At 47.4% G+C, this 13,577-nt stretch carries 9 protein-coding genes; 4 read left to right on the forward strand and 5 right to left on the reverse strand.

Features of this window, described 5'->3' with window-relative positions:
- Positions 1-569 precede the first annotated feature (569 nt).
- Together H579_RS0123120 and H579_RS0123125 are read right to left on the reverse strand one after the other, a co-directional pair.
- Positions 570-2,405: a sodium:solute symporter family protein gene (locus tag H579_RS0123120; RefSeq protein ID WP_028302615.1), complete on the reverse strand. Its 1,836-nt coding sequence runs from the start codon at positions 2,403-2,405 to the stop codon at positions 570-572.
- Between the two features lie 64 nt (positions 2,406-2,469).
- Positions 2,470-2,724, reverse strand: a complete 255-nt coding sequence (locus tag H579_RS0123125) for a DUF4212 domain-containing protein (RefSeq protein ID WP_028302616.1) — start codon at positions 2,722-2,724, stop codon at positions 2,470-2,472.
- Positions 2,725-3,033: 309 nt separating this feature from the next.
- On the opposite strand from H579_RS0123125, the gene H579_RS0123130 reads away from it, so the two are divergent.
- A complete protein-coding gene (locus H579_RS0123130; protein ID WP_028302617.1) occupies positions 3,034-6,978 on the forward strand; it encodes a hybrid sensor histidine kinase/response regulator in 3,945 nt (1,314 codons plus the stop codon).
- A gap of 173 nt (positions 6,979-7,151) precedes the next feature.
- On the opposite strand, the gene H579_RS27345 is transcribed toward H579_RS0123130, so the two are convergent.
- Entirely contained in the window at positions 7,152-8,153 is a 1,002-nt protein-coding gene (locus tag H579_RS27345) for a LysR substrate-binding domain-containing protein (protein ID WP_281167082.1), read from the reverse strand.
- Positions 8,154-8,320: 167 nt separating this feature from the next.
- On the opposite strand from H579_RS27345, the gene H579_RS0123140 reads away from it, so the two are divergent.
- The 3 genes from H579_RS0123140 to H579_RS0123150 all read left to right on the forward strand — a co-directional run bounded on the left by H579_RS0123140 (position 8,321) and on the right by H579_RS0123150 (position 11,646).
- Complete coding sequence (locus H579_RS0123140; RefSeq protein ID WP_036567324.1) at positions 8,321-9,631, forward strand: D-serine ammonia-lyase; 1,311 nt, start codon at positions 8,321-8,323, stop codon at positions 9,629-9,631.
- 163 nt (positions 9,632-9,794) lie between these two features.
- The gene (locus tag H579_RS0123145; RefSeq protein ID WP_028302619.1) at positions 9,795-11,177 is read left to right on the forward strand and encodes an alanine/glycine:cation symporter family protein; all 1,383 of its coding nucleotides are present in this window, start codon (positions 9,795-9,797) and stop codon (positions 11,175-11,177) included.
- A gap of 268 nt (positions 11,178-11,445) precedes the next feature.
- Positions 11,446-11,646: a hypothetical protein gene (locus tag H579_RS0123150; protein WP_028302620.1), complete on the forward strand. Its 201-nt coding sequence runs from the start codon at positions 11,446-11,448 to the stop codon at positions 11,644-11,646.
- 465 nt (positions 11,647-12,111) lie between these two features.
- Here the strand turns inward: H579_RS0123150 and H579_RS0123155 are convergent, their stop codons facing one another.
- Both H579_RS0123155 and H579_RS0123160 read right to left on the reverse strand, forming a co-directional pair.
- Entirely contained in the window at positions 12,112-13,068 is a 957-nt protein-coding gene (locus H579_RS0123155; RefSeq protein WP_028302621.1) for a methylenetetrahydrofolate reductase, read from the reverse strand.
- A gap of 200 nt (positions 13,069-13,268) precedes the next feature.
- Positions 13,269-13,577, reverse strand: a 309-nt coding sequence (locus H579_RS0123160) for an RNA-guided endonuclease InsQ/TnpB family protein (RefSeq protein WP_028302622.1), incomplete at its 5' end; no start/stop codon positions are given.

Genomic DNA, 13,577 nt, shown 5'->3' on the forward strand with positions numbered 1-13,577 from the left:
CGTTTATTGTTATATAAGAGGTCAGGATATAAAGCCTGCAAATCATGAGGAGCCAGCAGCGGATATTGGTCAATGACACTCATTGTCATTTTTATAACCGATATACGCCTTTTTGCCTTATCCCCAGTTTATTGTTATGAAAGTTCCTGTTTTCAGGCACATTCGATTTTTAAAAATATCCCCTTCGATGTAATCCCCGACATTAGTATTAGACCCTAACAGACAAGCCCTGAAAACTTAAAAAATCCTTACAAAACAAAAAGATGCAACAAACATGCAAGCCAGAAAAAAACTCCGCTTTTTTGCTTTATACTATAAAGGTCTAATAGGTCAGAGGGAGTAAAATAGGGCGAATAGAACCAAATGGTCACAACTCAGCCAACAGAGCAAAGTATCTTAAGCTCCATAATGAAGATTAGAGACATTGTTTTGCTGCTACGCATATAAACGAGTGACTTATTTTGCTGCTATGCATATAAAGCAATTTTTTCTATCTTATTGCTTTACATATAAAAAAAGGAAAACATGTTGCTTTCCCTTTGAAAAAGAGCCAGATATTGAATACAAAATCAGTGCTCCTGAGCTGCTTCTGCACCTCTGGGAATACGAATATGATCGACCATGGCCTGAATCTCTTCCGGTGGTTCAGGCGTGGAATAAGACACCAAGAAAGCGACCACAAAGTTCATCATCATCCCCAGTGCACCGAAGCCTTCTGGGGAGATCCCCAGAATGAGATCCTCTGTCGCCCCACCCAGAAATTTAAAGTAGATAATATAGGCCAATGTAGAAATCAACCCAACCAGCATACCGGCAATCGCCCCCTGCTTATTGATCCGTTTAAAAAAGATACCCATGACTATCACAGGAAAGAAACTGGCTGCAGCCAACCCAAAGGCCAGAGCAACAGTAGCGGCCACATAATCAGGTGGATTCAGACCGAAGTAACCCGATATAAAAATCGCTGCAACAGAAGCCATACGGGCAGCAACCAGCTCCTGCCGCTCATTAATTTCGGGCAGCAGCGTCTTCTTTAACAGATCATGGGAGATCGCAGTTGAGATCACCAGCAACAAGCCCGCGGCAGTGGACAATGCCGCTGCAATCGCACCAGCGGCCACTAAAGCAACCACCCATTCCGGTAACTGGGCAATTTCGGGGTTAGCCAACACCATAATATCCCGATCCACAAACACCTCATTGGCATAGGGTTGCTGGCTGGGGTCAAAACCTGGAGCTACCGCACTATCGATAATCGGGTTCAGTGTTAAGCGCTGCCCCAGATCGCCATAATCATCCGTCAGTTCAGGCTTTCCACCGACAAAAGCTTCACCTGAGGCATACTGCACCTTGTTGTCCCCATTCCTGTCATTCCAAGCGATCAATCCTGACTGCTCCCAATTCTTAAACCACTGAGGCATAGCGGTATAGTCCGTACCCTCTCCCTCTTGCCCATTGATCGTATTGATCAGATTGAGTTGCCCAATGGCACCCACCGCCGGTACTGTCAGATAAAGAACCGCAATAAACATCAATGCCCAGGCAGCAGAAGCCCTGGCATCACGGACACTGGGCACAGTAAAAAAGCGCACAATTACGTGAGGTAATCCTGCAGTACCCGCCATCAGTGCAGCAGTGATAAAGAAAGTATCCAGGGTAGAACGTGAACCAGCCGTATACTCATGAAAGCCCAACTCCTGTACTACCTCATCTAACACAACGAGTACGGGTTTACCTGCCCAGATTGGATTCACGGACTCCTGCACCGTCGCCCCAAGCCCGGTCTGAGGCAGAATATGGCCCGTCACCTGCATGACCAAAAAGACCGCAGGGACAGTATAGGCAAAGATCAAAATACAATACTGAGCCACCTGAGTGTACGTGATCCCCTTCATACCACCTAAAACCGCATAGAAAAACACAATCACCATACCGATTAATACACCCCAATCGATACTGACATGCAGAAAGCGTGAAAATACTATCCCTGTACCACGCATCTGACCTGCAATATAAGTAAAAGAGATAAAGATGACGCAGATCACCGCTATGGTACGGGCCGTATTTGAGTAATAACGATCACCGATAAAGTCAGGTACAGTAAACTTGCCAAACTTACGCAGATAGGGGGCTAACAACATTGCCAAAATGACATAACCGCCGGTCCAGCCCATCAAATAACCCGAAGCATCATAACCCGCAAAAGAGACAATACCCGCCAGAGAGATAAACGAAGCCGCCGACATCCAGTCCGCAGCGGTTGCCATACCGTTAGCAGCAGGATGCACACCGCCGCCCGCAATATAAAACTCTTGAGTGGAACCTGCCCGGCTCCAGATGGCAATACCGATATACAGCGCAAATGACAGGCCGACAAACAGGTAGGTAAGTAGATCGAGCCCCATGATGATTCCTCTGAAGATACTATTATTGTTGTAATACCTGCAAACAGCCGCAACTCAATAAAAACTACTCGTCCACGTCGTATTTTTTATCGAGCTTGTTCATATTGCGGGCGTACATCACCAGAAGAACTAAAAAGACAAAAATAGAGCCTTGCTGAGCGAACCAGAACCCCATCTTAAAACCGAAGAAGTGGATCTTATTCAGCTCATCAACAAAGAGGATGCCGCAACCATAAGACACCACAAACCAGATAATCAGATAACGAAGAATCGGCTCGATATTTTCTCGCCAATAAGCCGCCGCTTGCTCTTGTTTCATGGGTTAACCCTTTATTAGCTTTTTTGTTGTTGTTTTTGCTGAGCCTGGCTTGGAGTATAGAAACACCGCCAACCTCTAAATCTAACAAATACTGAGCCTCAAAAGCCTTTGACTTTAGTCTTACAAAGATAGATATCCACTAAAATCACTGTATTTTGATATTCTTCAACAGGCTGACTAGAGATTTTTCTAAAAAATTCATTACATTATCGGACTATAGACAGATATCATCGGGATATTGTCTTTCAGAAAAACCGTTGTTGCGCAGGACTGCGTGTATTGCTTTAAATTTCCATCAGGTGACCCGATATGTTTCAAGGCTGGGTATTAGTTATTATATCGCTACTCTATATTGCGATCCTGTTTTCGATTGCATGGTGGGGAGATACAAAAGCCAAGCGTAATAAACCACGCCTGAACTCACGCCGCCCATTTATCTACAGCCTGGCTCTGGGGGTTTATTGTGCTTCCTGGACATTCTACGGCACGGTGGGCCAAGCAGCTCATAGCAGCTGGATTTATCTGAGTATATTTCTCGGCCCAATTATTATGTACCTGCTGTTCTCCAGCTTGATACGCAAAATTATCCGTGTCAGTAAGAAGCAAAACATCACCTCTATCGCTGATTTTATTGCCTCCCGCTACGGTAAAACCCAGAGTTTGGCCGTCCTGGTCACCTTGATTGCGCTGGTAGGCACTCTGCCCTATATCGCACTGCAATTGAAAGCAGTGGCAATGTCCTATAACGTAATCACCAGCTATCCAGCCCCTCTGGCAGATCACACCGTTAGCGTTTATAGCGATACTGCATTTTATGTTGCGATTATGATGGCTGTGTTTGCCATCATTTTTGGTACCCGTCATATCGACGCCACGGAACACCACGAAGGCCTCGTACTGGCAATCGCCTTTGAGTCCATCGTTAAGCTGGTCGCCTTTATGACGGTAGGAGCTTATATTACCTACGGTATGTTTAATGGCTTTAACGACCTGTTAACCCATGCGCGCTACTATCTGGAAATTGAAAAACAGCTGAGCAAAGATCCTATCAATTACGGCTTTATTGCTCAGACCCTGTTATCAATGCTGGCTATTCTGTGTTTACCCCGACAGTTTCATATCGCTGTAGTGGAGAACACCCATGTGGATGATTCCCGTACCGCCCGCTGGGTATTTCCTTCTTATCTGTTTGCAATCTCTTTCTTTGTGCTCCCCATCGCCGCTGCGGGCTTATTGATTTTCCCTGACGGCACTGTCGAACCGGATACTTTTGTATTAACTCTGCCAATGGCGGCCCAGGATAGCCTTCTGACACTATTAGCCTTCCTGGGTGGCTTTTCCGCCGCCACCAGCATGGTTATTATGGCTACCATAGCAGTCAGTATCATGGTGTCTAACGATATCGTGATTCCACTGTTGCTGAAATTCCGTTGGAGTGGCAGCACCTCTCACCATGACTTTGGCCAAATGGTCTTACGTATCCGCCGGATCGCCATTGTTTGTATTCTGGCACTTGGCTACCTCAGCTACCGGATGTTGGCAGAGTTTAATACCCTGGCTGCTACGGGGCTGCTTTCCTTTGCTGCGGTCGCTCAGTTTGGACCAGCGTTGATTGGCGGAATGTACTGGAAACGTGGTAATCGCTACGGAGCCCTGGCAGGCATGAGTGCCGGCTTCTTTATCTGGGCTTATACCTTACTGATTCCCACACTGGTTAATGCGGGTTGGCTAGAATCGAGCATTCTGGCCGATGGCCCAGGCGGTATATACTGGTTGCGCCCGGAAGCCTTGTTTGGCGCTCACTTTGACTTCCTGACCCACGGCGTTGTATTCAGCCTGAGCATTAATCTGTGCTTTTATATCGCCGTCTCTAATCTCACAAAGCAACGTGTGATTGACCGTATCCAGGCTTCTGCTTTTATCGACAGCATCGATACCCGCAATACCAAAACCACCCGCCCCTGGATGGGCTCCACCTCGGTCGGCGACCTGATGGCATTATGCGAACGTTTTTTGGGACCAGAAACGGTCGATAAAGCCTTTCAGGATTACTTCCTGAAGCAAAATAATCAGGAGTTTAAACCAGATGAAAGGGCCAGCATTGAGGTCATTCAATTTACTGAGCGCCTGCTGGCCGGGGTATTGGGAGCCTCTTCCGCCCGAATCGTGATTAATTCAGCCCTGCAAGGTAAAGAGATTCAGATCAGTGACGTCATCTCTATTGTCGATGAAGCCTCTCAGGTATTTGAATTTAACCGGGCATTACTGCAGGCCACGATTGAAAACGTCAGCCAGGGGATCTCTGTAGTGGATCACAATTTACGCCTAGTGGTCTGGAACCAGCACTACCTGGAGCTGTTTAACTTCCCGGATGACATGATTCATGTAGGTCAGCCGATGGAGAATATCTTCCGCTTTAATGCCCAAAATGGTGAGTACGGTCTGGGAAACCCGGAAGAGCACGTACAGCAATTGACGGACAATATTCGTCGTGGCGAAGCGCATCGTTACGTCCGTTACCGAAAGGATGGTACGGTACTGGATGTACAGGGCAACCCTATGCCTGGTGGCGGTTTTGTCTATACCTATCAGGACATTACCCAACAGAAACGCACCGAAGAAGCACTGATACAGTCGGAAAATAACATCCGTATCTATACCGATAATGTTCCAGCGTTAATCGCTTACTTTGATACCGATCTCAGATATCTGTTTACCAATAAAGCTTACGAAGAAACCATGAATGTTGATCGTAATGCTATTATTGGCCAACCAATTTATAAGGTACTACCGCTCAGTCAATATGAAGCACGCCGCCCCTATATCGAAAAAGTGCTCAAAGGCGAGCGCAGCGTTTTTGAGCTGGAGCACGCTCTGGATAATGGCCGCACCCGCTATGGTCTGGTGACTTATACGCCTCATAAAAATGATCAGGGCGATATTTTAGGCTTCTTTGCCCTGTATCAGGATATTAGCGAGCGCCGTATTGCTGAAATCGCCCTGAAAGAAACCAACGAAACCCTGGAAGAGCGGGTTAAAGAGCGGACACAGAAACTGTCCGATCTAAACCAAGACCTGATGCAAGCTAAGCAGATTGCCGAACAAGCCAATGCCTCTAAAACCCGTTTCCTGGCAGCTGCTTCACACGATCTGTTACAGCCATTAAATGCGGCACGCCTGTTTACCTCGGCACTCGCCCATCAGGTCAAAGAGGAAAATCCAGAGCAATACCGCATGACCACCAATATTGACGGCTCATTAAAGGCAGCTGAAGAGCTATTAAGCACCCTACTGGATATATCCAAACTGGATGCCGGAGCACTCTTACCCAATTTGACCACCTTTAAACTGGCAACGATTTTAAAGCCTTTAAAAGCGGAGTTTGGAGCCTTAACCAATGATCGCGGCCTGCACCTGGATGTCATTAACTCCAGTGCTATCGTAAAAAGTGACGCCCAGATGCTACGCAGGATTGTGCAAAACTTCCTATCCAACGCTTCCCGCTATACTCAACACGGCAAGATTCTATTGGGTTGTCGACGCCTGAAAGACAGTATCCGCATTGAAGTTTGGGATACTGGTCCAGGTATTCCAGAAGAGAAACTGAGTGAAATTTTTCAGGAATTTAAACGACTGGATCACCCGGAACGTCACAATAAAGAAAGCGAGAAGGGTTTGGGTCTGGGCCTGTCCATTGCTGATCGTATGAGCCGTGTACTGAAACACCAGATACGGGTACGCTCATGGCCCGGCCAAGGTACAGTTTTTAGTGTTGAAGTCCCCTATGGCAGTGCCGCCGAGTTACCGCAGGAAGCTCCAAAAAGTGAAGGTACTAGCGGCGTAAGTGCTAGTAAGAAACGCAATAACCCACTGGCAGGACTGCACGTGCTCTGTATCGATAACGAGCCATTAATTCTGGAAGGTATGGAAGCTATGCTCAGTAACTGGGATTGCCGAGTCAGCAAAGCCACCACCATTGGCGGGGCAAAATCAGCGATTCGCAATAGTGGACGCCCGGATATTGTACTGGCGGATTACCACCTGGATAACGACGTTACCGGTGTTATGGCACTGACGGCCCTTAATGAGATGCTGGATGAGCCACTACCCGGCATTATGATTACGGCAGATCGTACCGAAGCGGTTGCGGAAGAGATCAAGCGCGAGGGTTATACCGTATTGCACAAACCGCTTAAACCTGCACCTCTTAGAGCCATGGCAACCCGAGTTTTAAAAAGCCATAAACTGAAATAACACTGAAGTCGGCTTTAGCCCATATAACTTCACCGCACTAATACTGGAGTCATCAGAGCAGTAAAAAAACAAAACAAGCCTGAGTAACCAGGCTTGTTTTGTCTCAGCTTAGACAGCACAACTCAAAAATCTTCTTAAAACTCAGCACTAAACAAGCCATAAATCAGCAGAGTTCACATCATACCGGCACTTTTAGCAACAAAGCCCGGTTGATAACTACTGGCACTATCGATCGACTGAACTTTCCCTGCACCAATGGATGACGGCTTAAATGAAGCCGACTGAGTTTGGGCAGCCAACGTTTGAACCGGCTGAGTCTGAGACAGCAACCATTCGATCAGTTGCTGTACATCTTTATCCTGTTTATGCAGTTCCGGCACACGCAGCCAATAACTGGCTGGAGAGGGCACCGCTGGGCCAGGAGCGACTAAGCGACCACTGTTCAGCGCCTCTTCAACAATGCTTTCCCGTGCCAAAGCGATGCCCAAACCAGCGGCGGCGGCTTCAACGGCCATATCAACCCGGTTAAAGGCGTAATTTTCTGCCACCTTACCCATATCTAAACCCTGAGCCCGCAACCAGTATTGCCACTCGACGTGGCGATCCGCTCCCTGCCAGGCTTCGGTGTCATGCAGCAGCGCCACACCTTGCCAGCTCGTCACATCCTGCCAATCAAAGTCTTCCCGGTAGCCAGGTGCCATCACCGGAATCAGGGCTTCCGTGCATAACAGACGGGAATCAAAACCTAGGCTGTTTTTATCCGGGCTGTAATCAATAGCCAGATCAAAATCACTGTCCAGACGCTCTAACGCCGCCGCAACCGCACGCACTTCAACCCTTAACTCTGGCGAATGCCGATGAAACTCGGCTAAACGGGGAATCAACCAATGGAAGGCAAACGAAGGAATCGCAGTTAAACGTACTATCCGCTCTTTTGCGCCATGCTTTAAATTTTCTACCGCGATTGACAGGGCATTCAGCGATTGATGAGTCGCTGTCAGCAATATCTCACCGGACTCTGTCAACTCTAGGGAGCGAGCCTGACGGATAAAGAGTGCACCGCCCAGTTCTGTTTCCAATTTTCGAATCTGTTGGCTGACCGCTCCTGTGGTCACGCAAAGCTCCTGTGCAGCTTTGGAAAAACTCATTAAACGTCCTGCAGATTCAAAGGGCAGTTAGGGTCTGGGCTTTTAACATAGATCGGATCTCAGCATGACAGTGGTGACGTTTAACGCCAAGTCTTTAGAAAAACTAAACACAGCTTCAATTAGTATCGTTTGTAAAGCCAGCGCTTGCGCGCAACACTGTCTGCAGATTTTAAATTTCTGCAGACAGGTGCACTATGGCAACGATTACAACAACACCGCTGGCTATCCCCTTAACTCAACAGCAATATATTCGTGAGGGTAAGCCGCTGCTCTGGCTCAACCCTTACTACCAACAAACCGCTTCGGCACCTAATAAACCAGCACAAGGTGAAATTTACGCTGCAGATGACCGTCTGCGTCGTTTTGCACCTCTACTGATTGAGCTGTTTCCTGAGTTAGAAAACAGCGCCGGTTTAATTGAATCCCCACTACTGGCAACCCAGCAGCTACATCGCACACTTAACCCCATTGGCGGCCGCCTGTTAATCAAAGCTGACCATGCTTTACCTGTCGCTGGTTCGATAAAAGCCCGGGGTGGTATCCATGAAGTGCTTTGCTTCGCTGAACAGCTTGCATTGGATTCAGGTTTATTAAATAACACAGATGATGATTATAGGAAACTTTTTTCCAATCATGCAAAAAACATTTTCAACCAATACGAGATCGCGGTGGGCAGCACAGGCAACCTGGGCCTGAGCATCGGTATTATCGGTGCTGCTCTGGGCTTTAAGGCCAGCGTACATATGTCAGCGGATGCAAAAGAGTGGAAAAAAGAGCGCTTACGCAAACGCGGCGTAGAGGTTATCGAACATCAGGCTGACTATGGTGCCGCCGTTGCCGCAGGCCGGGCACAATCAGAAGCAAACCCCTACAGTTATTTTGTCGACGATGAGAACTCACCTCGCCTGTTTATGGGTTATGCCGTGGCCGCACTACGCCTGAAACAGCAACTAGATGAGCAAAATATCCCCGTCGATGCCGATCACCCATTATTTGTCTATCTGCCTGCCGGTGTCGGTGGTGCTCCAGGCGGTATTACCTTTGGCTTAAAAGCCCTATTTGGCGAACATGTACATTGTTTCTTTGCCGAACCAGTACAAGCTCCCTGTATGCTGTTGGGCATGGCGGGAGAAGCAGGCAGTGAACCGGTCAGTGTGTATGAATTTGATTTAAAGATCGCCACGGATGCCGATGGTTTAGCGGTTGGCCAAGCTGCTCAATGGGTGTGTGATGCGGTAAGAGATGAAGTGTCCGGTGTCTTTACCAGCTACGATCAAACCCTGTACCAACACCTGCAACAGCTGCATCAACAAGAGAATATTCAGGTTGAACCCTCTGCCGCTATCGGTTGTTCAGGACCCGCCATGCTGAATACAGATCAAGGTCGAGACTATATCGCTCGCTTTAAGCTGAAGAGTCAGCTAAATAACAGCACTCATATCATCTGGACAACAGGAGGCTCTTTTGTACCCGACAGCGAGTTTCAAAATTTTTTAGACAAATAATCTTAAAGAAGGTTCAAAAATCCCCTAAGAAGGTATATTGTTTACTATAGGAAAACTGTTGACGTATAAGAAAAACAGTTTCCAAATGCTACAAACTTAATCTAAGCCTGTGGCATCAAACCAATAACAAGAGCCCCTATAAAAATAAAAAGAGGTATTCTTCATGGAATCCATAAGTTCCATTATCGGCACGATCAACGGTATCGTTTGGGGTGCGCCTATGCTCATCCTGATATTAGGCGTAGGTTTCTTTATGAGCCTGGGCCTGAAATTGATGCCGATCCTCAAACTCGGCACCGGTTTTAGCCTGCTGTTTAAAGGCACTAAAGCTAAAGAAGGTGAAGAAAGTGAGGGTGAAATCCCGCCTTATCAGGCCCTGATGACCGCCATGTCGGCGACTGTAGGTACCGGTAATATCGCCGGTGTTGCAACGGCAGTCTTCCTGGGCGGCCCAGGTGCTCTGTTCTGGATGTGGCTGACCGCACTAGTCGGCATGGCAACCAAATTCTCCGAAGCCGTTCTGGCTGTGAAGTATCGCGAAGTAGACGAAGAAGGCAACCATGTTGGCGGCCCTATGTACTACATCAAAAACGGCCTGGGCCAGAAATGGGCCTGGTTAGGTACTGCATTTGCTATCTTCGGTGCAATTGCCGGTTTCGGTATCGGTAACACTGTACAGTCCAACTCTATTGCTCAGGTTGTAGAAGCGAACTTCGGTGTACCAACGGTTGCAACGGGTCTGGTCGCTATGGTGCTGGTTGGTGCCGTACTGATCGGCGGTATTAAGCGTATCGGTTCTGTTGCCGGTGCTCTGGTACCTCTGATGGCTGTCGCTTACATCCTGGCGGGCCTGGTTGTTCTGTCTATCAACGCCGATCAGATTGGCCCTGCTTTTGCGCTGATCTTCGAAAGCGCTTTCACCGGTCATGCGGCTGAAGGTGGTTTCGCAGGTGCTGCGGTATGGGCAGCCATCCGTTTCGGTGTTGCACGGGGTGTATTCTCTAACGAAGCAGGTCTGGGTTCTGCGCCTATTGCTCACGCAGCGGCACAAACCAAAGATCCGGTTCGTCAGGGTCTGATCGCTATGCTGGGCACCTTCCTGGATACCATCATCGTTTGCTCTATTACCGGTCTGGTTATCGTGTCTTCCGGTGTATGGACTTCCGGTGAATCCGGCGCTGCGCTAACTTCTGCGGCATTCGCAGATGCTCTGCCAGGCCTGGGTAACTACCTGGTAGCGATTTCTCTGGCAATCTTTGCCTTCACCACCATTATTGGCTGGTCCTTCTATGGCGAAAAATGTGTTGAGTTCCTGTTTGGTGTGAAGGCGATCAAACCATACCGTCTGCTGTGGATTCTGGCTGTACCTCTGGGTGCAACGCTGAGTCTGGACTTCGTATGGCTGGTAGCGGACACCCTGAATGCTATGATGGCACTCCCTAACCTGATTGCCATTGCTATCCTGAGCCCAGTGGTATTTCGCCTGACCCGCGAATATTTCGAGCGTCAAAAGGCTGGTAATACTACCGCTTCTGATAGCGAGTAACCCCAAATAGCCTGCTTTGCAGGCAACCTGCCCCCCCTTATCTGCCAGGCAGATAAGGGGGTTTTTATTGCCTGCTTATTTACCCTGAATAACACTACATCACATCATTTATATGATGATCTACCATCTTGTACAAATGATTAGTTTTTTTCATCATTTCGGTTAATAAACTTCGTTTGTCCGCACCACAATGAAACACTAGAATGCACGCATATTCACTGAACACCTTACCTTAGACAGTTAGAATGACTGTCAGGATTACTAAAGCATGTTTATTCACAACCCAAAATACGTTTTACAGATTAACCAGCCTCAATACCCGGAAACAGAAGCACAATACTTCGAACGCCTGCATAAAGAGCACATGGCAAAGAAGAAACAAGAGGCTAAAGCAAAGCGTATCGCAGTGATTAAGCAGTTTTTTGGCAAAGTATTTCGTTTTGCAGATAAACCTCTATCTGCACACTAGTTTTTAAGTAGTTCGCTATATTTATCTTTTAGTTGTTCTCTTACTTTTAGCCCCATTGCGCAAGCATGGGGTTTTTTTATTGCTATTACTTTCCCTTACCCGCTTTATCACCGTATCCCTCTACTAATCCACACTTGTTTTTGACTGATTCTTACTCAAAACGCACAAAGCCAGTGCATTTCCTGCTTCTAAGCCCTACTTTTTATCAGTGAATAAAAATCATGAGTTGAATCCCTCTCTACCAGACATTGACAGCGAAAAATAAAGCTTATAATTCAATTGGTTATATTTTTAAGCTAGAACAGAAACAATAAGAGATAGCATCAATACTGACGAATCAAAGGGGGTGTGAGGAGCTTTCCAAAAGAACAGAGAGCTATGATACGAAAAAGCCAGCCTTGCACTATAAGCAACAAGACTGGCTAGGGGAGAACCCGCTCAGACCAACATCAAACAGCAACGTTTCTAGATAAGATCGGCTTCTGCCAGACGCAGATCAACAATGGATTTCAGCAGCTTGAACATACGGATCGAAGCTTCAATTTCTTCCTTACGATTGGTCAGGCTCTCAATATTCAGACCAATCGGAATATTCAGCGGTAGAACGGCTTCCAGAATCTGCTCAAGGTTATTACGACAGATACGGATTGACTCCTGCAGTGGCTGACGGGCATCCATAATACGGAAACGGGTCGCTTCAGGTACCGAAATACCCAGCCACTCCATAAACTCCAGCGTTTTAACACTACCACAAGGGGTAAAGGTCAGAATCACACGCTTTGGCTCAATACCTTGTTCACGACATTTACGAGCATAGCTACTCAGCATATCGATCGTCGCCTGAGCATCGTAAACCGCCTGAGAAACAAAGAACTCACAACCCTGATCTGATTTAGTCATCAGACGCTCATGCTCATTACCTTTTACAGCGTGGCGCTCTGCGATCGTCACACCACCCAGCTGGAAATCAGCAGGATGATCTCTCATCACACCGTAAGCATCATTCAGGCTCAGCTTGATGTCACCATCAGAAGAGGGACTACCCACCAATACGGTGTCACGAACGCCGTATTCATTCCAGGCCTTATCCAGCCATTGAGTGAAAGATGCCGCATCACGCTGAGAAACACTCTTATAAGTGATCACCGGCTTTTCAGCTTTTTCACGAATCAATTTCGAGTAAGCCCGTGGGTCCAGCGTTTGCATATAAGGGAAAGGTCGCGGTTTATCGATGCGGCTACTTTCATCCTGAATGTCATAGACAATCAGGCCATCAAATTCGACATGCTCTAAACGTTGCAGCAGCTTTTCGGCAATTTCAGCCGTCGCTTCAGGGGTCGTCCCCGCTTTAGGTGGTGTTGTACCAAACAGGTAAACACCGCGGCTGCTGTCACTGAACTTACTTCGTAGATCCTGTTTCATGGCAATCTGTTTTCTATCTAGACCTTAATTACCAAGCATTATAACAACACCCAACATTAATGTGATTAGGTTATAAGTTGAAAGTTTTTTGAAGCAAAGTGAGTATTTTTAATACTCCAAAGGAAAAAGCTGCTGACATCTAATACCTTTAGCTTAGCGCCTCATCATTCAGCCGAATTTGACATCCTCCCTCCGCTAAATCAGGCAAGCTGATTATAGCGGGGGATTCCTACAGCTAGACGGCCATGTCCGACCGCAAGAATGTTCCTGGCCGCATTCACATCGCGGTCGTGCGTGACACCACACGCACTGCAGATCCACTCTCTTATTCCAAGTCCTGCGATACCTTTCGGCCTCGAATCGGGCAAACTGCCACAACTCGAACAGGTTTGGGTGGTGTACGACTCATCAACTTCTTTGAAAACAATACCTGCGTGAGCGCATTTATAATCCAGCATCGTTTTCAGCATGGCCCAACCTGCATCCAGCACAGACTTCGCCATCTTGGT

Source organism: Oceanospirillum beijerinckii DSM 7166 (assembly GCF_000422425.1).
In the GTDB taxonomy this organism is placed as follows: domain Bacteria; phylum Pseudomonadota; class Gammaproteobacteria; order Pseudomonadales; family Halomonadaceae; genus Oceanospirillum; species Oceanospirillum beijerinckii.